22 protein-coding genes are annotated in these 21,945 nt (G+C 66.6%); 12 read left to right on the top strand and 10 right to left on the bottom strand.

From position 1 onward, the window contains the following. The first annotated feature begins 84 nt into the window (after positions 1–84). From AB7P10_RS16370 to corA, 3 genes are all read left to right on the top strand, one after another. Positions 85–1,884 carry an ATP-binding protein gene (locus AB7P10_RS16370; protein ID WP_428294916.1) on the top strand — a complete coding sequence of 600 codons (1,800 nt, stop codon included), beginning with the start codon at positions 85–87 and terminating at the stop codon, positions 1,882–1,884. Between the two features lie 41 nt (positions 1,885–1,925). Next, positions 1,926–3,173, top strand: a complete 1,248-nt coding sequence (locus AB7P10_RS16365; protein ID WP_428294915.1) for a patatin-like phospholipase family protein — start codon at positions 1,926–1,928, stop codon at positions 3,171–3,173. Between the two features lie 210 nt (positions 3,174–3,383). Beyond that, entirely contained in the window at positions 3,384–4,370 is a 987-nt protein-coding gene (corA, locus tag AB7P10_RS16360; protein WP_428294914.1) for a magnesium/cobalt transporter CorA, read from the top strand. 97 nt (positions 4,371–4,467) lie between these two features. Here the strand turns inward: corA and AB7P10_RS16355 are convergent, their stop codons facing one another. The 6 genes from AB7P10_RS16355 to AB7P10_RS16330 form a co-directional block, all read right to left on the bottom strand. Continuing rightward, entirely contained in the window at positions 4,468–5,160 is a 693-nt protein-coding gene (locus AB7P10_RS16355; protein ID WP_428294962.1) for a 5'-methylthioadenosine/adenosylhomocysteine nucleosidase, read from the bottom strand. Positions 5,161–5,296: 136 nt separating this feature from the next. Further along, complete coding sequence (locus AB7P10_RS16350) at positions 5,297–6,985, bottom strand: long-chain-fatty-acid--CoA ligase (protein WP_428294913.1); 1,689 nt, start codon at positions 6,983–6,985, stop codon at positions 5,297–5,299. A 175-nt stretch (positions 6,986–7,160) separates the two neighbouring features. Then, on the bottom strand, positions 7,161–8,585 hold the full coding sequence (locus AB7P10_RS16345) for an NAD(P)(+) transhydrogenase (Re/Si-specific) subunit beta (RefSeq protein WP_428294912.1): 1,425 nt from the start codon (positions 8,583–8,585) through the stop codon (positions 7,161–7,163). Next, entirely contained in the window at positions 8,582–8,905 is a 324-nt protein-coding gene (locus AB7P10_RS16340; RefSeq protein WP_428294911.1) for an NAD(P) transhydrogenase subunit alpha, read from the bottom strand. The genes AB7P10_RS16345 and AB7P10_RS16340 overlap by 4 nt, the downstream gene beginning before the upstream one ends. 14 nt (positions 8,906–8,919) lie before the next feature. Continuing rightward, on the bottom strand, positions 8,920–9,282 hold the full coding sequence (panD, locus tag AB7P10_RS16335; RefSeq protein ID WP_428294910.1) for an aspartate 1-decarboxylase: 363 nt from the start codon (positions 9,280–9,282) through the stop codon (positions 8,920–8,922). Beyond that, on the bottom strand, positions 9,279–10,412 hold the full coding sequence (locus tag AB7P10_RS16330; RefSeq protein WP_428294909.1) for a Re/Si-specific NAD(P)(+) transhydrogenase subunit alpha: 1,134 nt from the start codon (positions 10,410–10,412) through the stop codon (positions 9,279–9,281). Before AB7P10_RS16330 ends, panD begins: the two co-directional genes overlap by 4 nt. 93 nt (positions 10,413–10,505) lie before the next feature. On the opposite strand from AB7P10_RS16330, the gene AB7P10_RS16325 reads away from it, so the two are divergent. After that, positions 10,506–11,009 (top strand): NUDIX hydrolase, encoded by a 504-nt coding sequence (locus AB7P10_RS16325; protein ID WP_428294908.1) that lies wholly within the window; start codon positions 10,506–10,508, stop codon positions 11,007–11,009. A 4-nt stretch (positions 11,010–11,013) separates the two neighbouring features. On the opposite strand, the gene AB7P10_RS16320 is transcribed toward AB7P10_RS16325, so the two are convergent. Continuing rightward, positions 11,014–11,865: a sensor histidine kinase gene (locus tag AB7P10_RS16320; protein ID WP_428294907.1), complete on the bottom strand. Its 852-nt coding sequence runs from the start codon at positions 11,863–11,865 to the stop codon at positions 11,014–11,016. Between the two features lie 241 nt (positions 11,866–12,106). Between AB7P10_RS16320 and AB7P10_RS16315 the strand changes: the two genes are divergently transcribed. From AB7P10_RS16315 to AB7P10_RS16305, 3 genes are read left to right on the top strand one after another with little or no spacing between them, the layout of a single operon-like run. Then, on the top strand, positions 12,107–13,459 hold the full coding sequence (locus AB7P10_RS16315; protein WP_428294906.1) for a sensor histidine kinase: 1,353 nt from the start codon (positions 12,107–12,109) through the stop codon (positions 13,457–13,459). Positions 13,460–13,467: 8 nt separating this feature from the next. Further along, a complete protein-coding gene (locus AB7P10_RS16310; protein WP_428294905.1) occupies positions 13,468–14,481 on the top strand; it encodes a response regulator in 1,014 nt (337 codons plus the stop codon). Next, a complete protein-coding gene (locus AB7P10_RS16305; RefSeq protein WP_428294904.1) occupies positions 14,420–15,790 on the top strand; it encodes a DUF3422 family protein in 1,371 nt (456 codons plus the stop codon). The genes AB7P10_RS16310 and AB7P10_RS16305 overlap by 62 nt, the downstream gene beginning before the upstream one ends. A gap of 20 nt (positions 15,791–15,810) precedes the next feature. On the opposite strand, the gene mnmA is transcribed toward AB7P10_RS16305, so the two are convergent. After that, entirely contained in the window at positions 15,811–17,025 is a 1,215-nt protein-coding gene (gene mnmA, locus AB7P10_RS16300) for a tRNA 2-thiouridine(34) synthase MnmA (protein WP_428294903.1), read from the bottom strand. 135 nt (positions 17,026–17,160) lie between these two features. Here mnmA and AB7P10_RS16295 point away from each other — a divergent pair, with 135 nt between their 5' ends. The 4 genes from AB7P10_RS16295 to AB7P10_RS16280 all read left to right on the top strand — a co-directional run bounded on the left by AB7P10_RS16295 (position 17,161) and on the right by AB7P10_RS16280 (position 19,299). Next, a complete protein-coding gene (locus tag AB7P10_RS16295) occupies positions 17,161–17,418 on the top strand; it encodes a PepSY domain-containing protein (protein ID WP_428294902.1) in 258 nt (85 codons plus the stop codon). After that, positions 17,415–17,951 (top strand): cytochrome b/b6 domain-containing protein, encoded by a 537-nt coding sequence (locus AB7P10_RS16290; protein ID WP_428294901.1) that lies wholly within the window; start codon positions 17,415–17,417, stop codon positions 17,949–17,951. The genes AB7P10_RS16295 and AB7P10_RS16290 overlap by 4 nt, the downstream gene beginning before the upstream one ends. Before the next feature lie 30 nt (positions 17,952–17,981). Further along, a complete protein-coding gene (gene arfB / locus AB7P10_RS16285; RefSeq protein ID WP_428294900.1) occupies positions 17,982–18,389 on the top strand; it encodes an alternative ribosome rescue aminoacyl-tRNA hydrolase ArfB in 408 nt (135 codons plus the stop codon). 166 nt (positions 18,390–18,555) lie between these two features. Continuing rightward, positions 18,556–19,299, top strand: a complete 744-nt coding sequence (locus AB7P10_RS16280) for a hemerythrin domain-containing protein (protein ID WP_428294899.1) — start codon at positions 18,556–18,558, stop codon at positions 19,297–19,299. Positions 19,300–19,308: 9 nt separating this feature from the next. Here the strand turns inward: AB7P10_RS16280 and AB7P10_RS16275 are convergent, their stop codons facing one another. Beyond that, the gene (locus AB7P10_RS16275) at positions 19,309–20,679 is read right to left on the bottom strand and encodes a GAF domain-containing protein (protein ID WP_428294898.1); all 1,371 of its coding nucleotides are present in this window, start codon (positions 20,677–20,679) and stop codon (positions 19,309–19,311) included. After that, positions 20,676–21,173, bottom strand: a complete 498-nt coding sequence (locus AB7P10_RS16270; RefSeq protein WP_428294897.1) for a hypothetical protein — start codon at positions 21,171–21,173, stop codon at positions 20,676–20,678. The genes AB7P10_RS16275 and AB7P10_RS16270 overlap by 4 nt, the downstream gene beginning before the upstream one ends. A 130-nt stretch (positions 21,174–21,303) precedes the next feature. Here AB7P10_RS16270 and AB7P10_RS16265 point away from each other — a divergent pair, with 130 nt between their 5' ends. After that, positions 21,304–21,906, top strand: a complete 603-nt coding sequence (locus AB7P10_RS16265) for a TetR/AcrR family transcriptional regulator (RefSeq protein WP_428294896.1) — start codon at positions 21,304–21,306, stop codon at positions 21,904–21,906. The last annotated feature ends 39 nt before the right edge of the window (positions 21,907–21,945 follow it).

Raw genomic sequence — 21,945 nt, 5'->3', positions numbered from 1 at the left:
CGGAGGATGTGAACCTTGTCATGCATCCCGCCACCGTGTTGTCGGCCTTCCGGTTGCGCAACGGCTTGGCCTATGCTCTCGGGCATGCAGAAACCAGCCAGCCTGAGCCAACGGCTGCTGCACGAACAGGTGCGGCTGTTGGCGAGCAACGTGCCCACCTTGGTGGCAGGTACGTTGCTGCTGGCCACGGGGACCGCCATTCTGCTGGTGGTGAATGACCAGCCGCGCGCATGGGTACTGGGCTGGTGGGTGGCGATCATCCTGCAGAGTTTGGTGCGTTGGTACCTGGCACACGCATACGGAAAACGGCAACGCGACGCCGCGCAGACACAGACCTGGGCACGGATTTTCGTCGTCGGCGCAGTGGTCTCCGGTCTGTTGTGGGGCTCGCTGGCATGGATGTTCTTCACGCTCGAGGAGCCGTACACGCTGCTGCTCATCGGCATGGTGCTGGCAGCCCTTGTGTCGAGCGCCACGCACTCGCTGGGGCCCTACTTCCCTGCCCATCTGGGGTTTGCCGTTCCCTGCCTGCTGCCCTTCGCGCTGCAGTGCCTGAGAAATGACAACCCGCAACTGGCCACACTTGGCATGTTGATGCTCGTGCTGTTGGTCATGGTCGAACACTTCTCGCGGCGCATCTCCACGACGATCGAGGACGCGCTGCGGCTGCGTTTCGAGAACCAGAACCTGGTCGAACAGGTCACAGCGGAGAAGGACAAGGCGGAGATCGCAAACCGGGCCAAGACGCGGTTCCTGGCGACCGCCAGCCACGACATGCGTCAACCGATCCATGCGATGAGCCTGTTCGTGCCGGCAATGAAGCGGATGGCTCAGCAGGACCGGCTGTCCGTCCCGTCTCTGCTGACCATAGCCGAACGCATGCAAGGAGCGTTGGACGTCATGGGTCAGTTGCTGAATCGGCTGCTTGATGTGTCCCGGCTGGACGCGGGTGCCGTGCGTGTGCACAGGGAGGACCTGGAGCTCGCACCAGTGCTTTCCGAGGTGGTCGAAGCGGTGGCACCCCAATGCGATGCCAAAGGCCTGCGGCTGCGGGTGCATGACGGTGGCCTGTGGGTATACAGCGATCCCGCCGTGCTGCACACCATATTGGGCAATCTTCTGAGCAACGCCGCACGCTACACAGAAAGGGGCGGCATTCTGGTCGGCGCGCGACCACGCGGTGAGCGGGTGGAGATTCAGATATGGGACACCGGCATCGGCATCGCATCCGAAGACATGGCGCGCATCACAGAGGAGTTCTTCCAGGGGAGCAACATCACGGGCGATGCCCACCAGGCCCGTGGCTTTGGTCTTGGCATGTCGATCGTGAGCCGCTCGGCCGACCTGGTGGGGGCGCGGCTGCACTGGCGTTCGCAGCTGGGCAAAGGATCGATGTTCGCCGTGAGCGTACCCCGAGCGGCACCGCTGACCTCATCCGAGGCATCGCTATCGCCCACGTCTGGCGCGGCAACGCTGTCGGCATTCGACCCCGCGATGTTCGCCGGGCCCGCGCCGCTCCAGAACCGAACCGTGCTGGTGGTCGACGGTGATGACGACATACTCGCCGCCATGTCGCTTCTGTTGCGCAGTTGGGGACATACGCCTCTGCTGGCCTCCAGCATGGAGCAGGCCGTGCAACTCGCCACGGCGCACCCTGGCACGCTGGACGCTGCGCTGGTGGACTTCCACCTTTCCCGGGACATCAACGGTCTGATGGTGGTTGAGCGGCTGCGCGAGCATGTCAGCCCTCTGTTGCCGATGGCCATCGTCACCGGGGACACAAGTTCCGAAGTCATGCGTACCGTACGGGAAGCCAGTGTGGAGGTGATGCACAAACCCGTGGAGCCGGCAACGCTGTACCGGTTCATCTGCGGCAACCATTGAACGGCCATCACGCCGGGCATCGCCACCGATCAGGACCCTTCATGTCGCTCGACACGCTCATCACCCACAACACCCTGCTGCCCCACCCGGAAGCGGTGCAACAGGACGCCTGCGCGCTGGTGTTGATGGGCGGCGGCGCGCGAACCGCCTGCCAGGCGGGCGTGCTCAAGGCCCTGGCCGCGATGCAGCCGGCGGGCGCCTCGGCCTTTCCATTCCTCTGGTTGTTCGGCACCTCGGCCGGCGCGCTCAACGCCGCCTATCTCGCCAGCCTGGCGCGTCAGGGTCTCTCGGCGTTGCCGCAACTCGCGCATTTCTGGAGCAGTCTGCGCTCGGAGCAGGTGTACCGCATCGAGGCCCCCGGATGGGTGCGCGCCAACCGCCTCGTGGCGGGCTGGACGCTGGCGCGCCAGGTCAAACGCTACCGCGCGCTGCTCGACACCCTGCCGCTGGTGGATACCTTGCACCGCGCCATCGACCTGCAAGGACTGGAGATGGGCCTTGAGCTGGGCGCGATCCGCGCGCTGGGCGTCACGGCGTCCAGCTACACCTCGGGCGAGCACTGGACGTTCTGCCAGACGGCGGCGGACAACTCGGCGCAACCTTGGCACCGACCAGGGCGTCGCTCGGAGTTCCAGCCCATCACCATCGAACACCTGATGGCTTCCAGCGCCATCCCCTTCCTGTTTCCCTCGGTACCCTTGTGGGTGGACGGGCACAAGGAGCACTTTGGCGATGGCTCGATGCGCCAGCTCTCGCCGCTGTCGCCTGCCATCCACTTCGGTGCACGCCGCGTGCTGGTGATTGGCGTGGCCCAGCCGCAGCGCTCGGGCATGGGGGCGAAGGCGCAAGGAGACCCCACGGCGGGCACGATCGCCGGCCACGCCATGGCCAGCGTATTCCACGACACGCTCCAGGCGGATGTCGAACAAGCGCAACGGGTGAGCCAGACCTTGTTGCGCCTGCCCCCCGCGCTCGCCGGGGTGTTGCCGTACCGCCCGGTGGACGTGCTGGCCATTCAGCCCAGCTTCTCGCTGGACGAACTCGCGCACAAGCACATCAGCGAACTGCCAGCGCCCACCCGCAACACGCTGGCCGGGCTGGGTGCCCTCGACACCGCGCGCGGCGCTGCGGGCAGCGCCGCCGCGCTGGCCAGCTACCTGCTGTTCGAGCCGGGTTTCGTGAATGCACTGATCGAACTGGGCGAACACGACGCCTGGCGTCGCAAGGAGGAGTTGACGCGCTTCATGACACCACCGCAGCGTCACTCCGGCACGACCGCGGTGCCATAATCCACCGCTTGCATCGAACTATGGAGAGCCTCATGGAAAGCGCGCCACCCAGTTGCGTGCTTTCAGCCACTCCCTTGACCGCCTTCTGATCGCCGCGCCCCGCCGCGGCCGCAAAGTCGGGCGGCGAACTGGCTGAAAGCACCCCGCCCCGCCTGCGGGTCCGCCTCGGCGGCCCGTCCTTTCAGACAGCAGTTTTGCCGGGAGCACCGCATGCTCAACGTATTCACCCTGGCCAATGGCCGCCTCTTCCAGGAAGAGATCGAGTCGCTCGAAGAACTGGCCCGGTTCAAGCCGATCTGGGTCGACCTGGAAGACCCCACGCCCGAAGAACGCCGCTGGGTCAAGCAGCACTTCGAATTGTCGATCCCCGCCGACGCGATGGACGAGGACATCGAGGAGTCCGCACGTTTCTTCGAGGAAGACAACGGCGAACTGCATGTGCGCAGCGACTTCCTGATCGACGACGACGAAGATCCGCGCGCCGTGCGCGTGGCCTTCATCCTCAACGAGCACAACGACACGCTCAAGAGCAAGGGCGTGCTGTTCTCCATCCACGACGAGGACGTGCCGGTTTTTCGCCTGCTGCGCATGCGCGCGCGCCGCATGCCGGGGCTGATCGAGGACGCCAAGGACGTGCTGCTGATGCTGTTCGACGCCGACGCCGAGTACTGCGCCGACACGCTGGAGGACATCTACGACGAGATCGAGACCGTCAGCCAGAAGGTGCTCAACAGCAACGCCTCGGACAACCTGCTCAGCGAGGCGCTGTCTGCCATTGCGCGGCATGAGGACATGTCCGGCCGCATCCGGCGCAACGTGATGGACACGCGGCGCGCGGTCAGCTTCATGATGCGCAGCCGCCTGCTCAGCGCCGAGCAGTTCGAGGACGCGCGCCAGATCCTGCGCGACCTGGACTCGCTCGACGGTCACACCGCCTTCCTGTTCGACAAGATCAACTTCCTGATGGACGCGACGGTCGGTTTCATCAACATCAACCAGAACAAGATCATCAAGATCTTCTCGGTGGCCAGCGTCTCGCTGCTGCCCCCGACGCTGGTGGCCAGCAGCTATGGCATGAACTTCGCCTTCATGCCCGAGCTGCAGTGGCGCTACGGCTACCCGCTGGCGCTGGTGCTGATGGTGCTCTCGGCCGTGCTGCCGATGCTGTACTTCCGCAAGAGAGGGTGGCTTAGATAGCCCACCCCCGCGCCGGTCCGATGCTCGGGCCGTCACCCCCTCAAAGGGGGCAATGCCTGCGGCCCGGCAAAGCCGGTTCCGCGGCATTCTGGAGAAGTCACCGCTGCACCAGGAGTGCCTCGACGATGGCCGCGCTGTAGCGGCTGGCGACCTCGCGCAGAAAGCGCGGAAAGTCCACATGCGCGTCATCGTCGGCGCGGTCGGAGATGGTGCGCACCACGGCGAGCGGCACACCGTAGTCATGGCACACCTGGGCAAAGGCCGCGCCCTCCATCTCCACCGCGAGCGCATCGGGCAGCACATCGCGCAGCACCTGGCTCTCGGCGGTGGTGGAAACAAAACGGTCGCCGCTGATCAACAGGCCCTGGTGGCAACGTGGCGCCTCCAGGCCAAAGGTGTTCATCACCCCTGCGTCAAGCCGTGCGGGCAGGCCGCGCAACACCTGTTCACTCGCCAGGACCATCCGCGCGGTGAGCGCGGTGTCGGCATCGAAGGTCGACCGCCCATAACCCGGCACCTCGTGGCGCGGAAAAATCGGCGAGGCGTCCATGTCGTGCTGGAGAAAATGCCGGGCCACCACCACGTCACCCACCCGCACACCTGGAGCAAGCCCCCCGGCCACGCCGGTAAACACGATGCGCTGCACGCCGAAGCGCTCGATCAGGCACGTGGCCGTCGTGGCCGCGGCCACCTTGCCGATGCCCGAGAGCACCGCGACCACCTCGTGTCCATGCAGGTGCCCACGCCAGAAGGTGCGCCCCCCCACGGGCTGCTGCCGCTCGTCGGGCATGAGATCGAGCACGGCGGCGAGTTCCTCGTGCAGGGCGCTGACGATGGCGATGGCGGTCACGGGACAGGCACTCCTGCACAGACAACAGACAAAGAAAAGGCGGCCGAAGCCGCCCAGCATTGTGGCGCAGCGAGCGCTATTTCTTGTCCCTGAGTTCGCGTCGCAGGATCTTGCCCACCGGCGTCTTAGGCAATTCGGTGCGGAACTCCACCACCTTGGGCTGCTTGTAGCCCGTCAGGTTCACCTTGCAGTACTCGCGCACCTGGGCCTCGGTCAGGCCCTCGTCCTTCTTCACGATCACCAGCTTGACGGCCTCTCCGGACTTGTCGTCGGGCACGCCGACCACGGCACACTCGAGCACACCCGTGAGCTGAGCGACCACGTCCTCGACCTCGTTGGGATAGACATTGAAGCCGCTGACCAGCACCATGTCCTTCTTGCGGTCCACGATCCTGAAATAGCCGCGTTCGTCCATCACGCCAACGTCACCGCTCTTGAAGAAGCCGTCGGCCGTCATGACCTTGGCCGTTTCGTCGGGGCGCTGCCAGTAGCCGGCCATGACCTGTGGCCCCTTGATGGCGATCTCACCTGGTTCACCCACGGGCACCTCATTGCCGTCGTCATCCAGGCACTTCATGTACGTGTTGGGCAGAGGCACCCCGATGGTTCCGCTGTACTCGGTGCTGGTGGTCGGGTTGCAGCTGGCCGAAGGGCTGGTCTCGCTCAGGCCATAGCCTTCGCAGATCGGGCAACCGGTCTTTTCGAGCCAGAGCCGGGCCACCGCGCTCTGCACCGCCATGCCACCGCCCACCGAGACCTTGAGGTTGCTCCAGTTGACGGTGTTGAAGTCCGGGTGGTTGGCCAGGCCGTTGAACAGCGTATTGACGGCCGGAAAGCTGTGGAAGGTGTGCTTGCTCAGCTCCTTCAGCACCGCCGGCAGGTCACGCGGATTGGGAATCAGAATGGTCTTGCCGCCCGTGCGCATGGCCAGCATCATGTTCACCGTGAAAGCAAAGATGTGGTACAGCGGCAACGCGCACACACTGGTGGGCTGCTCGCCGGCAGGCACCTTCTTCATCACCGGGTCGTTCCACGCTTCGGACTGCAACAGGTTGGCAATCACGTTGCGGTGCTGCAGCACCGCGCCCTTGCTCACGCCCGTGGTGCCACCGGTGTACTGCAGCACGGCCATGTCGTCGGGCTTGATGTCCGGGCGCTTGAGCGTGCCGCGCGTTCCCTTGGCGATCGCGTCGTTGAAGCGCACGGCCTGCGGCAGGTTGAACGCGGGCACCATCTTCTTGACGTTGCGCACCACATAGTTCACCAGCGCGCCCTTGAGCAGGCCCAGCCGGTCTCCCATGGCGGCGAGCACCACATGCTTGGTGGGGGTGTTGGCGATGCATTGCTCCAGCGTGTGGGCGAAGTTCTCGATGATCACGATGGCCTTGGCACCTGAGTCCTTGAGCTGGTGCTCCAGTTCGCGCGGTGTGTACAGCGGGTTGACGTTGACCACCACGAAACCGGCGCGCAGGATGCCGGCCACCGCCACCGGGTACTGAGGGACGTTGGGCATCATGATCGCGACGCGGTCGCCCTTGACCAGCCCCAGGCCCTGCAGGTAGGCGGCGAAAGCCTGCGAGAGGCTGTCGGTCTGCGCGAAGCTGACGTCCTTGCCCATGAAGCTGTAGGCGGTGCGACCTGCATGTTTCTGGAAGCTCTCCTCCATCAGGTGCACCAGGGACGGGTACTGTGCCACGTCGATATCGGCCGGCACCCCGGCAGGGTAGGCGCTCAGCCAGGGACGGTTGGCCGTCGGTTCGGTCATTCGGGATCTCCTCGTTCTTGTGAATACGGCAGCCGCGCATTGTCCGTGGGAAGCGAGGCATGAGACCTCGTGTTTTTCCCTTACGCGGGTCTGACAGACTACCCCAAAACGCCTACCAGAACGCGGCGCCGGTGTTGCCACACGCGCCGTCTGTCACGTGCAGGCGGCTTCCGGGCTACTCGATCGCCTTGGTCATGTCCTCGACGACCTTCTTGGCGTCGCCGAAGACCATCATGGTCTTGTCCATGTAGAACAGCTCGTTGTCCAGGCCGGCGTAGCCCGCGGCCATGGAGCGCTTGTTCACGATCACGGTCTTGGCCTTGTAGGCTTCCAGGATCGGCATGCCGTAGATTGCGCTGCCCTTTTGCAGGGCGGCCGGGTTCACCACGTCGTTGGCGCCCAGGATGATGGCCACGTCGGCCTGGCCGAACTCGCCGTTGATGTCCTCCATCTCGAACACCTGGTCGTACGGCACCTCGGCCTCGGCGAGCAGCACGTTCATGTGCCCCGGCATGCGCCCGGCCACCGGGTGAATCGCGTACTTCACGGTCACGCCTTTCTCGGTGAGCTTGTGGGCCAGTTCCTTCACCGCGTGCTGCGCGCGCGCCACGGCCAGGCCGTAGCCGGGCACGATCACCACCGTCTCCGCATTGCCCAGCACGAAGGCCGCGTCGTCGGCGCTGCCGCTCTTGACGTTGCGCTGCACCGCGCCCCCGGCCGCGGCCGCGCCGGCCTCGCCGCCGAAGCCGCCCAGGATCACGTTGAAGAACGAGCGGTTCATCGCCTTGCACATGATGTAGGAGAGGATCGCGCCCGAGGAGCCCACCAGGGAGCCGGCAATGATCAGCATGGAATTGTTCAGGCTGAAGCCGATGCCCGCGGCCGCCCAGCCCGAGTAGCTGTTGAGCATGGACACCACCACCGGCATGTCCGCGCCGCCGATGGGGATGATGATCAGCACGCCCAGGATGAAGCCCAGGGCGATCACCAGCACGATGTCGATCCAGCTCTGCGAGTGCCAGAAGCCGAAGATGAAGAAGACCGTGGCCAGGCCCAGCAGCAGGTTGAGCTTGTGCTGGCCGGCGAACTGCACCGGCGCGCCCTGGAACAGGCGGAACTTGTACTTGCCCGAGAGCTTGCCGAAAGCGATGACCGAGCCGCTGAAGGTGACCGCGCCGATGAAGGCGCCCAGCGCCAGCTCGATGCGGTTGCCACCCGGAATGGCTTCGCCCTTGGCGACGATCGCAAATGCCCAGGGTTCGGCCACCACGGCCACCGCGATGCAGACCGCGGCCAGGCCGATCATGCTGTGCATGAAGGCGACCAGCTCGGGCATCTTGGTCATCTCGACCCGCTTGGCCATGATGGCCCCGATGGTGCCGCCCACGAGCAGGCCCACCAGTACCCAGACCATGCCCTCGGCCTTGCCGCCGGCAAGCTCGACGATGAGCGCGGCCGTGGTCAGGATGGCGATGGCCATCCCGGTCATGCCGAAGAGGTTGCCGCGGATGGAGGTGGTCGGGTGGCTCAGGCCCTTGAGGGCCTGGATGAAACAGACACTGGCGACCAGGTACAGCAGCGTGACGAGGTTCATGCTCATTGGGCACTCCCTTCGGCGGCGGGCGCCTTGCGTTCCTTCTTCTTGAACATCTCCAGCATGCGCCGCGTGACCAGGAAGCCGCCGAAGACGTTGACCGCCGCCAGCGCCACCGCCAGCACACCCATGGCCTTGCCCAGGTTCGTCTCGGTGAGTGCCGCGGCCAGCATGGCGCCGACGATGACGATGGCCGAGATCGCATTGGTCACGGCCATCAGCGGCGTGTGCAGCGCCGGCGTGACGTTCCACACCACGTGGTAGCCCACGTAAATGGCCAGCACGAAGATGATGAGGTTGAGCACGGTGGGGGATACGGCTTCCATGGGATCTCCTCGGTTCAGGTTTTCTTGATCTCGTTGATGCGGTTGCCCTCGCCAAGCAGCACGACGCGCGGCTTCCAGCCGTCCACGGCCGCATCGTCCACCGGCGCGTAGGTGCAGATGATCAGCAGGTCGCCCACATGGGCCTTGCGCGCAGCCGCGCCGTTGAGCGAGATGGCGCCCGAGCCGCGCGCGGCCTTGATGATGTAGGTGGAGAAGCGCTCGCCGTTGTTGACGTTGTAGAGCTCGATCTTCTCGTACTCGCGCATGTCGGCGGCCTCGAGCAGGTCCTCGTCGATGCCGCAGGAGCCCTCGTAGTGCAGGTCGGCCTCGGTCACGGTCGCGCGGTGCAGTTTCGCGCGCAGCATCACGCGGCTCATTTTCGCTTCACCTCGCCACCCTGCGTCATCAGGCAGGCCGCCACGATGTCGTCGTCCATCGGCACCTGCACCTCGGTCGCGTCCTTGGGCAGCACGAGCTTGAGGAAGTCGAGCACGTTGCGCGCGTACAGCGCCGAGGCGTCGGCCCCCACCATGGCCGCCAGATTGGTCTCGCCCACCAGCGTCACGCCGTGCTTGACCACCGTTTTGTCGGCTTCGGTCAGCGGGCAGTTGCCGCCCACACCGTCGGCACCCTTGCCGGCGGCAATGTCCACGATCACGCTGCCCGGCTTCATGGACCGGACCATGTCCTCGGTGATCAGCACCGGCGCGGCGCGCCCGGGGATGAGCGCGGTGGAGATGACCACGTCGGCCAGCGCCACGCGCTTGGCGACCTCGGCCTTCTGGCGCTCCAGCCAGCTCGGCGGCATGGGCCGCGCATAGCCACCCACGCCTTCGGCCGCTTCCTTCTCTTCCGCCGTTTCGTAGGGCACGTCGATGAACTTGCCACCCAGCGACTCGATCTGCTCCTTCACGCTCGGGCGCACGTCGGAGGCTTCGATGACCGCGCCCAGGCGCTTGGCCGTGGCGATGGCCTGCAGACCGGCCACGCCCACGCCCAGGATCACCACGCGCGCGGCCTTGACCGTGCCCGCCGCCGTCATGAGCATGGGGAAGAAGCGCTGGTAGTGGTGGGCCGCGAGCATCACGGCCTTGTAGCCGGCAATGTTGGCCTGCGAGGACAGCACGTCCATGCTCTGAGCGCGCGTGGTGCGCGGTGCGGCTTCCAGTGCGAAGGCGGTGAGGCCGGCACTGGCCATGCGCTGCAGGCCAGCGGCGTCGAAGGGGTTGAGCATGCCGACCACGGTCGCGCCGGATTTCATCTGCGCAAGCTCGTTGTCAAACGGCGTGCGCACCTTGAGCACCAGTTCGCAGCCCAGCGCGCCGGCCGCATCGGTGATCTCCGCGCCTGCGGCCACATAGGCCGCGTCGGTGGCGCTGGCGGCCACACCGGCGCCGGATTGCACACGCACCGTGTGGCCCTGCGCCACATACTTCTTCGCCGTCTCCGGCGTCACGGCCACACGGGTTTCGCCCACTGTGGTCTCAGCGGGTACGCCTATCTGCATGAAGGTCTCCTCACTCGCGGGGTTGGATGAAACTTCGGGGGAGCTTACCTGAAAGCGATGTGTCAGCCCATGGGCCACACCATAATGCGCCCCATGGAACCCCGATGGAAACCGAGCGTCACCGTGGCCGCCGTGATCGAGCGCGATGGCCAATACCTCCTGGTGGAGGAGCACACGGCCGAGGGCCTGCGCCTGAACAATCCGGCCGGCCATCTGGACCCAGGCGAGAGCCTGCTGGAGGCGGTGGCGCGCGAAACGCTGGAGGAAACCACCCATCGCTTCACGCCCACCGCGCTGGTGGGCGTGTACCTCTCGCGCTTCCAGCGCCAGGGCCGCGACGGCTCGCCGGACGAGGACATCACCTACCTGCGTTTTGCCTACTGCGGGGAGCTCGGCGAGGTGGTGGCCGGGCGCGCGCTGGACACGGGCATCGTGCGCACGCTGTGGATGACGCCGGACGAAGTTCGCGCGAGCGCCGCGCGACACCGCAGCCCGCTGGTCTTGCGCTGCATGGAGGACCACCTGGCGGGCCGGCGCCACCCGATGGAGACCGTGTTCGCCGATCCGTCCGTGAGCGCGGGTCCACCGCGCCGCTAAGGCCTCAACCCTCCAGCGACGCCGGGCCTCGCGCCGCGCCCGCTGTCAGTGGTACGCGAAGGGAAAAACAAGTCCCCCGACCCGCCGCGCAGCGCACCCCGACGTCGATGCCCAGTGCCACTGCGGCGCTCTTCACGATCGCCAGACCCAGGCCGGCACCGGTGTCGCCATCGGCTTCCGAGACACCCCGAAAGAAGGCGTCAAACACATGCGGTTCGTGCGCGGGATCAATGCCGCCGCCAGTGTCCCAGACCTGCAGCAGGAGGTGCGGGCCGCGAAACCGGCAGGACACGACCACGCCACCCCGGGCGGTGAAGCGCACCGCATTGCCCACCAGGTTCCCCAACATGCGCTCCAGCAGCACCGGGTTGCTGCGCACACGCGCCGCCGAGGGGGTCACGTCCCATCGCAGTCCCTTGCTGGCCGCCAGCGGGCCGTAGGCCAGGTCCAGGCGGTCCAGCAGCGGCTGAAGGGAAAAGTCCTTGACCTCGGGACGCAGAGAGCCCGAATCCAGTCCGGCCATCAACCGCAGCGCATCCAGGCGCTCGTCGAGCGAGCGCAATGCGGCCTTCATCTGCAGCAGTACCGACGGACCGGGTGGCCTCTGGGGATGGCGCAGCAGACTCTCACTCGTCAGGCTCAGGGCGTATAGAGGCTGGCGCAGGTACTCGGCCACCGCGAGCAGCAGCCGGGCGCGATCTGGGGCGGGCGGTTGAGACGGTGCGCCGCCAACACCTTGCGCCATCGCCACCGGCTTGCCAGGCGCATCGGGGCGGACCCGGGCGAACAAGCCGGTTGCCCATGTCTTCAGCGCATGCAAGGGCGGCTTGCGCGGCGCATGTTTCGTTCGGCGCATGGGTTGGGCACTCCTGCTTCGGGTGCGACGGCAATCCCGTGAACGGGCGCCTCCAGACTGTGCACCGCCTCTCGAACGGGGCGGGCCCCACCATCGCACGTCCGCGATTGTGAAAAGCGCGCAGAGCCACGCGCCATACCACAACTGCAGTATTTCTTGCCGTTCATGACACATCGCACACCGGCCCGCGCCACAGCCCTGTGTGCCTGAAAAATAGTACCGACGGAGTATGTGTGCGCCCATGACCGAAACCTACGATGCGCGGCGGTTCGCTCACTCTGTTGGGCGAGAGTTCGAAGCGCTGTTTAGCGCTTCATGCGAGGCCTTCCCCATACGCCGGGAAAGTTCGTTGAATGCACCCGGAGCCACCGTCATGCCCACCCGATTCCCACTGTCACGACGCTTCACCCTGGCCAGCCTCATGGCATTGATCGGGGTTGCCGCGGTGATTTTCCACTTCCACATGCGGCAGTCGCACATCCTGCAAGGCGCCCTGGACTCAGGCGCCCCGCACACGCCGAACCCTCTCCCCACACGGATCACGGAGACTGCCGAGGGCACGAGCACACCCGCGCGGGTTGCGGAGGCCACCCTGGCAATACGGCGCGCCGAGCAGGAAGCTATGGTGCGTCGGGCGGAGGTGACCCAGGCATTGCGCAACCAGGCCCTGCTCGCGATGGCGCTGCTGCTGGCGCTGCACCTCGCGCTGCTGGGCATGGTCCGCCGCGCACAACGTCAGATGGAGCGGCAGGCCCATGAAAGCGACGTCAGCCGGCAGCGGCTGGCGCAGGTCGAAAAGTTGACCTCGCTCGGGCACATGGTGGCCAGCGTTGCTCACCAACTCAACGCGCCCCTGGCCTTCTCCAAGAGCAACGTGTTCATGGCCATCCAGTCGCTCGACGCCATGCTGCCCACGGTCGAGAGCAGTGCGCGCATGCTCGAGCGCGAGTTCGCGACCGATCCCGAGGCCACGCAGCCACACGAGCTTAACGATCACGCTCTCGTCTCCACGCTGCGCCGGATTCCCGACGAGATGCGAACCGCACAGGAAATGCTCGGTGATGTGCTGATGGGCATGGACCAGATGCATGAGCTGGTGGACAACCTGCGCCACTTCAGCCGCGCGGACGGCTCCAGGCTCTCGCGGGTCCAGCTCAATAGCGCACTCTCCAGCGTGGCACACATCGTCCGCTCGGTCATTTCCAACAAGGTGCGCGTGGTGGAGGTCTACGAGGAACTGCCGCAGATCGAATGCCAGGCATCGCAGCTCAACCAAGTGTTTTTGAACCTGATCCTCAACGCGGCCCAGGCGATCCGGGGCTCGGGCACGGTCACGGTATCGACGGAGATCGAAGACGAATGCATCTGCGTGAGCGTGGTGGACACCGGCCGTGGCATCGCGCCGGACGCGCTCCCGCACATCTTCGAGCCGTACTTCACAACCAAGCCGGCGGGCGAAGGCACCGGTCTGGGCCTGGCGATCGCGCAGGACATCGTGGCGGCGCATGGCGGGCGGATCGAGGTGGACACCCAGGTGGGCGTGGGCTCGCGGTTCAGGGTCTTCCTGCCACTGTCCGCCGGAAGCGCGTCATGAGCCCTGGCATGGACAAGCCGCGCGTCCTGTGCGTGGACGACGATCCCCATGTGTTGCGCGCACTGCAATGGCTGCTCAGAAGGCAGTTCGAGGTATCCACCACCACCGACCCACAGGAGGCGCTGGCGCGCCTGCGCGGCAGCGCTTACGACGTGGTCATCAGCGACCAGCGCATGCCCGACATGCCGGGCACCGAATTTCTGCAACACGCGCGGATCGAATCGCCCAACACCATGCGCCTGCTGCTCACCGGCTTCCCGGGCTTCACCGATCTGATGGATTCGGTCAACGCCAGCGAAGTGTTTCGTTTCATCCAGAAACCCTGGGACAACCAGCAACTGCTGGACATCGTCGCCCACGCCGCGCTGGTGGCACGCCACCTGCCTCTGGACGAACCCGTCAGTGGCGTTCTGAACGGCGGGGGCAGCCACCTCGAGGTCACCGGCGGCGATGCCGTGTTGCTCCTCGACCCGGACCCGGCCACCGAGCAGCAGCTGCGAACGGCCTTGGGCTTCGAGGTGCCGTTGCTGTGGGCGCGGGACCAGGTTGAGGCCGCCGAGATGCTGAGCCACGCGCCGGTGGCAGTGCTGCTGCTTGAGACACACGTAGGCTCGACGCCCACCCTCGATTTGATCCGCGCCGTGCGGCGCAGCCAACCCGAGGTGGTCACCATGGTGCTGAGCAGCGAGCGCGACAGCACGGCTATCCGCAACCTGATCAACGAAGGACAGATCTTCCGCTTCCTCGGTAAGCCCGTGGGTCCTCGCTACGCCCGCCGCATGGTGCGTTCGGCTCTGGCACGGCACCGCAACCTGCGCGAACATCCGATGCTGATCGCGCGCCACGCGGTGCAGACTCCGGACTTGTCCGATGCCCAAGGTGACCGCGCCAGCCCCTGCCGCACGCAAGCGTCGACAGAGACACTGGCATACAGTGAGGCCCTCCGTCCGAGTGCCCACCATGTCCATCCCTCACAGTCCGAACCAACGGTCCAATCCAGCCGGCACCTTGCCGCCCGATGATCCTCTGCGCGAGGAACTGCACAACGAGGTACACGCGCGACCTTCCGCGCACATCCGGCTGCCGGCACTGATCGTCTTCGTGGCCGTACTCAACGACGGGGTGAGCCGGGAGGAGGAGTGCGAGCACCTGCGCCGGCTGCCGGGCCAGGAAGGGATCACGCCTGAGCAGTTGCGCGGCAACTTCCAGCGACTGCGCTTCGGCGAACACACGCTCAAGTGGGAGCGCCACACCGAATTCACCCGCTACTCGCTGGTGCAGGCGCTGCCCGAGGGTGCTGGTCTGGGCAGCAGCGACCCGTCCCTTCTGCACGCGCTGGCCACCCCGCCGGGCTGGCTGCGCGACATTCCCGGACGCACAGTGGCCGCGATTCAGCTGGTGATGCTGCAGGCGGACTTGCCAGGACCGGAGGCGGAGGCACAGGCCCGGTTGATGGCTCAGGCCCAGCACTGGTTCGGCGGCCGCACTGTGCTCGCGTCCCAACTGGGCGGCGGGCATTCCTGGGCAGTGACGGACTTTCGGCTGCCACCCTCGGGTTTCGAGCGCATACTGGTCATCGCACCGCCGGGCACCAGCAATGCGCGGGCGGGGCGCATTTCGCAGCGCCTGCTTGAGCTCGAAACCTACCGACTGATGGCGCTGCGCGGCCTGCCAGTGGCCAAGGCGCTGGGGCCCATGCTGGCGCAGTCCGAAACACAGCTTGCCGGCATCACCGCGCAACTGGAGAGCAAGGCCACCTCGGAGCAGGAACTGCTGGACCAGTTGGTCTCGCTGGCCGCGCGGGTCGAACGCGCCACGGCCGAGAGCACCTACCGTTTCGCCGCCACGCGCGCCTACGACACGCTGGTGGCCCAGCGCATTGCCGAGCTGCGTGAGAAGCCCATTCCCGGCACCCAGACCATCGGTGAGTTCATGCAGCGGCGCCTGTCTCCGGCCATGGCCACGGTCGCCGCGAGCGCACAACGCCTGGCGTCACTGTCTGAACGGATCTCGCGCGCCAGCGCTCTGCTGCGCACGCGGGTGGACATCGTCACCGAGACGCAGAACCAGCAGTTGCTGGAGAAGCTCACGCGCGGCCAGGCCATGCAGCTGCACCTGCAGACCACGGTGGAAGGCCTGTCGATCGCCGCCATCTCGTACTACGTGGTCAGCCTGCTGCTGTACGTAGCCAAGGGCGCCAAGGCCGCCGGCCTGCCACTGCAGCCCGAGGTGGCCGTGGGCGCGCTGATTCCCCTGGTGCTGTGGGCTGTATGGCGCACCACGCGGCGCATCCATGCGCGTCTGGGTTCGACCGCAGATCCCGGGCACTGAGCCACAGCGGGCGGCACAGGTCAGGCGACGACGGGCCTCGAACGCTCGGTGCTGTCGGCACGGATCGAAGCGGCGTCGGTGGTGATCACCCCCCCGCCAAGGCACACATCGCCCTCGTAAAGCACCGCACTCTGTCCGGGCGTCACGGCCCATTGCGCTTGGGTGAATGCGAGTGCGAAGCCCTCGTCGCCCTCCGCCTCGAACCGGCAGGGCGCGTCGGCCTGGCGGTAGCGCGTCTTGGCGGCCATTGCGCCGGTAGCGGGTGCGCGGCCCGACACCCAGCTCGCGTCCTGCGCGCGCAGGCGCGGCGTGAGCAGCCAGGGGTGGTCATGGCCCTGCACCACCCAGAGCGTGTTGGTCGGCACGTCCTTGCGCGCCACGAACCAGGGCAGATGCATACCGGCATCGCTGCGCGATGCGGTGCTCAAAACGGGGTCAGAGCCGTCTTCGCGCCGCTTCGCTTTGCTACGTGGATCCGACCCCATTTTGATCCCCCCAATGCCCAGGCCCTGACGCTGACCCAGCGTGTAGAAGCTCAGGCCCACGTGCTCACCGAGCACCCGGCCCTTGTGATCCTTGATCGGGCCGGGCTCACGGGCGATGTAGCGGTTCAGGAAATCGCGGAACGGCCGCTCGCCAATGAAGCAGATCCCGGTACTGTCCTTCTTCTTCGCGTTGGGCAGTCCGATCTCGGCGGCGATGCGCCGCACCTCGGTCTTGGGCAGTTCACCCACGGGAAACAGCGTTTTTGACAGCTGCGCCTGGTTGAGCCGGTGCAGGAAGTAGCTCTGGTCCTTCAGGGGGTCCTTGCCCTTGAGCAATTCGAACGCGCTATGGCGCTCGCGCACGCGGGCGTAGTGGCCGGTGGCGATCTTCTCCGCGCCCAGGCGCATGGCATGGTCGAGGAAGGCCTTGAACTTGATCTCGGCGTTGCACAGGATGTCCGGGTTGGGCGTGCGCCCGGCCTGATACTCGCGCAGGAATTCGGCGAACACGCGGTCCTTGTACTCGGCAGCGAAGTTCACATGCTCGATCTCTATGCCCAGTACGTCGGCCACGCTGGCGGCGTCCAGGAAGTCCTGGCGCGTCGAGCAGTATTCGTCGTCGTCATCGTCTTCCCAGTTCTTCATGAAGATGCCGATGACCTCGTGCCCCTGTTGCTTGAGCAGGTGTGCGCTTACCGCGGAGTCCACGCCTCCGCTCAACCCCACCACCACGCGCTGTTTGCTTGCCATGGCCGGATTATCCCAGCGCATGGTTTTCACCGTTGCTTGCACAAGTCACAACCCCATTTAAGACTGTCTTCAAGTTGGCGCGCTGCAATGCCTGTACCCGCACTTCGGCGGGGTCAACCAGAAAGGACACCTCTCATGAAATCGCTCGTTTTCTCCGCCCTGCTGGTCGCCGTGGCCGGTTCCGCCCTGGCCTCTCCGACCTGCGATGCGCCCAAGGCGCAGTGGCAACCCGAAGCCGCGTTCAGGAAGCACCTGGAAACCCAGGGCTACCAGATCAGGACATTCAAGGTCACCAAGGGGCAGTGCTATGAAATCTATGGCACAGACAAAAACGGCAAAAAGGTCGAGATCTACTTCGACCCAGTCAGCGGCGAACCCGTGAAGCAGAAATGACGCTGGACGCGGTCAGGGAATCCAGACCGGTCTGGGACCCGCTGGTGCGGGTCTTTCACTGGTCGCTGGTGGCCTGCGTGCTGCTCAACCTCTTCGTCGTGGAAGACGGCGAGTGGCTGCACCAGTGGCTGGGCTACGGCGCGGCAGTCCTGGTAGGCGTTCGCGTGGTGTGGGGCTTCATCGGGTCGCGCCATGCGCGTTTCAGCGACTTCTTCCCTACCCCGAGGCGTTTGCTGCAACACCTGCGCGCCTTGCGACGCGGGGACGTTGAGCACCACTGGGGGCACAACCCGCTGGGCGGGCTGATGGCGCTGGCGCTCATGGCCACGGTGCTCGCCCTGGGCGTCACGGGCTGGATGCAGTCGCTCGATGCGTTCTGGGGCGTGGAGTGGCTGCAGGACCTGCACGAAGCGCTGGGCGAGGCGCTCATGCCACTGGTGGGCGTGCACGCTGCGGCAGCCATCGTCATGGGCCGAATCGAGCGCACCCGTCTCGTCAAGGCCATGCTCACGGGCGTGAAGGAGCGCTACTGAGCCTGCTGTAGCGCGTGGCACACTGCTGCGATGCCGACCACCGCCATCGATCCTGCCGAGGTCGAATTCACCGCCATCCGGGCCCAGGGCGCCGGCGGGCAGAACGTGAACAAGGTCTCCAACGCGGTGCACCTGCGCTTCGCCATCCACGGCTCCTCGCTGCCAGATGCGGTCAAGGCGCGCCTGCTCGCCCTGAGCGACCAGCGCATCACCACCGAAGGCGTGGTGGTCATCAAGGCGCAGACCAGCCGCAGCCTGGAGCAGAACAAGGCCGAGGCGCTGGCGCGTCTGCAGGCCCTGGTGGACAGCGTGGCCACCGTGCCCCGGGCGCGCAAGGCCACGCGACCGACCTACGGGTCCATGCAACGCCGGCTTGAGGGCAAGGCCACGCGCTCGACGGTGAAGCAGTTGCGCGGCAAGGTGCGCGCCCTCGACTGAATGCGATCGGTCCGCTTCGCTTAAGGTTTTTTTACGGTTCCTTTAAGCGCTATTTAGGAGCACGCGGCGGCGCCGCTTCCTAGACTGCCTTCCCATGACACGTGGCGCATGGGGCTCCACGGTCAGCACCCAAAAAAAGCCGGGCCCTGCCCGTAAAGGAATCCACATGCACACCCACGCTCTCGAGATGGCGCACGTTGTCGCCACGACCCGCACCGGCGAAGGCCGCTTCAACCCGTACGCGGGCATCCACAAGGCCCTGCGCGCCTTCATGGCCGACACCCTCATGCGCGTTGGCCGCACCGACCCGTTCGACGACGGGGAAGTGACGGCCACGGTCGCGCAAGTGGTCGAGCTGATGGATCTGTGCGCCGGCCACGTCGAACACGAAAACCGGTTCGTGCACCCGGCCCTGGAGGCGCGCTGCCCCGGTGTGGCCGGCCCCGTGGCACAGGACCACGAAGACCACCGCCACCACATCGCCCACCTGCGCGGCGTGGCCCAGGCGCTGACCAGCGGCGATGCCGCGCAGCGCGGCGCGGCGCTGCACGCGCTCTACCTCGGCCTGGGCCTGTTCCTCGCGGACAACCTGCGGCACATGCACGTGGAGGAGACGGTGCACAACCCGGCGCTGTGGTCGGCTTACAGCGACGCCGAACTCATCGCGATTCACGACGAGATCGTGGCCGCCCTGCCCTCAGGCGAGATGATGCTGGTCATGCGCTGGATGATGCCCCAGCTCAACGCGCCGGAACGGCTGGAAGCCCTGCAGGGCATGCGCGCCGGCGCGCCAGCTCCGGTGTTCGAGGGCATGCTGGATGCGCTGCGCGGGCTGTTGCCCCAGGGCGACTGGGCCAAGCTGGCGCGCGGCCTGGGCGTGCCGGTGGTGCCCGCCCTGATGAGCGCCTGAGAAGGCCCGTCAGGCCGCAACCTCTTCCAGCACGACCTGCCCGAGCGCCTCGAAGCGGAAGCTGCCGCGCCCCGTCTTGTGGATGCGCAGCCGCGGGCACTGCTCCTGCAGGCGGCGGTGCAGCAGCCACAGGCGCGCCTCCAGGTTGTCCGCCACGTCGGGCAGGCGCAGCGAGGCGTCCAGCCGCAGCTCACGGTTGGTGAAATCGCTGCGGCCGTGGCGCTGCCGGTCCTGCAACAGCTTCCACAGAATGGCGCCGGCCACGCCCTTGATCAGGTAGGTGTGGTTGACGAAGACGCTGTCGTTGCTGCGGTAATGGCGCACGTGCAGCGGCGGCCCTTCGGCCACGGGCGGCCCGGCCGTCACGCCCTGCGCGGCCTGCGCCTCGTCGCAGGGGGCCTCGGCCTCGTGCATCAGGTCGATCGCCGCGCCCAATTGCCCGCCCAGCGCCACCAGCAGATCCTCGTCCTCGTAGCTGAACTGCATGTCCTCCCGGCCTTCGACGAACAGCACGCCAATGACGCGGTCGGCGGAGAGCAGGGGCACGGCCAGTTGGCTGTGCGGTTCGGCCAGGCCGGGGTAGGGGATGTCGGTGCCGGGCGGGCCGCTGCCCTCGTCGAACAGGCTGTCGCGCATGGCGCGGCTGTACAGGTAGGCACTGGCCATGTGCATGATCCGCACCGGCGTGCGTTCGCGCGCGGCGACCCCGATGACGCCATCGCCCAGCGCAATCTCCGAACCCACGCCCGAGGTGGCATAGCCGCGGCTGGCGACGGTATAGAGCCGCTGGGTCGCGCTGTCCAGGATCAACACCATGGCGTGCCGCATGGCGAGTTCGCTCTCCAGCGTCTCCAGCGCGGTCTCCAGCAGCTCGCCCAGGCTGGCCGCGGCAGACAGGCGGGCACTGGCGCGGCGCAGCACGCCCAGAGGACTGGGCCGCGCGCGCGGGGGCGGCAGTGCCTCGGCCAGCGGCGCCTGTGGCAGGCGCTCGACCTGCAGCACCTCGTGGATGTCGGATCCGAGCAGGCGGAACACATCGGCCATGCCGGTGTGCGAGGCAATCCCCGCCAGCTGCGCCTTCATGCCCTCGAACACCGGGCCCTGTGTTTCGGTGCGCAAGTAACGCAGGTGCAGGCGGTAGAACACCGCGTTGATCGGGTTGAGCACCAGCAGCGTGGAGCGCGGATTGGCCAGCAGGTTCTGGCGCGTCTTGTTGAAGAACTGGAACGACAGACCCACATGCCGCGCGTCCACGTAATGCACCTGCGAGAGATAGGCCACGTTGGGCGTTCCGTCCGGCGCGGCGGTGGCCATCATCGCTGGAATGGCACCTTCCAGGCAGGGACGCACCTCCTCCAGGTCCATACCGGCGGCGCTCAATTCCGCACCCCGAGGGCACGGCCCGCCTTGGGGCCCGGTGTCTGGTCAAAAGCCTGCTCGGGTTCGAACTCGATCGCGACCACGTCGTCGAGGTTGTGGGCCAGCATGGCACGGGCATACACCGGGCCGAAACCGATGAGCGTGAGCTCGTGCTCCATGCCCTTCAGGTAACGCCGCAACACCGGGGCATCGTCGTCGCGCGCTTCGCGCAGGCGGGCGTGGCGGGTCTTGAGCTGCACCGTGCGGTGGCTGCTGGGCTGGCTGAACACCACGGCCAGGCGGCCGCTGCGGGCCACGTCGCGCAGCAACTGGGCCGACTGGCTGCGGCACAAGTACACCGTGACCCGGCGACCCTGCGCGCCCACCTGGCTGCCCACCGCGCGCATGACGCTGGGCACCAGGTTCGCGTCACAACTGCTGACGATGACCGACACCCCTCCCTCCATCAGGGCCAGGTGCTCGGGCGACAGCAGTGCGGTGGCGTTGGGTTCCACGTGAAGGCGCGGCGAATGACAGGGGGATGCACGGGACGCCGGGATCATATCCAGCCCCTGCCAGGCCGCCAAGCCACCGCCAGTTCCGGGCGCACTTGCAATTTCGCACAATCGTGCCAGAATGGCCGATATGGACGCCCGCACCCAGAAAAGTGAGATGACCCGCGCCGCCATTGTCGGCGCCGCGCTGGACCTGGCCGCGTCCGACGGGCTGGAGGCCATCACCCTGCAGGCGGTGGCCGACCGCATCGGCATTTCCAAGAGCGGCGTGTTTTCGCGCGTTGGCTCGCGCGAGGCCTTGCAGAAGGCGGTGATCGAAGAGTTCGGCCACCGCTTCCTGGCCGACGTGTTCGTGCCGGCCATGCAGTCCCCCAAGGGCCTGCCGCGCCTGAGCGAGATCGTGCGGCGCTGGTTCATCCGCCTGCGCGACGTCGAAGTGCACACCGGCTGCCTGTACACCTCGGGGGCTTTTGAACTGGACGACCGCGAGGGCGAACTGCGCGACCTGCTGCTGGGTGAGGTGACCCGCTGGCGCGCGGCGCTGCGCCGCACGGTGCTGCAAGCGGTCGAGGCGGGCCACCTGCGTCCGGACACGGACGCCGAACAGCTGGTGGGCGAGATCTGCAGCCTGGCGATCGGGCTGGTGCACGACGTGCGCTTCCTGCGCGACCCACGGGCCACCGAGCGCGCCCAGGCCACCTGGGCGCGGCTGGTGGCAAGCTACCAGACCTGAATTCCTTTTTTTCCCCCCATTTCGCACGATTGTGCTATT

Origin of the sequence: Hydrogenophaga sp. (assembly GCF_050182545.1) — a bacterium.
GTDB lineage: Bacteria > Pseudomonadota > Gammaproteobacteria > Burkholderiales > Burkholderiaceae_C > Hydrogenophaga.
Note: the sequence above shows the minus strand (reverse complement) of the source record. Positions and strands in the feature narration are given on the sequence as shown.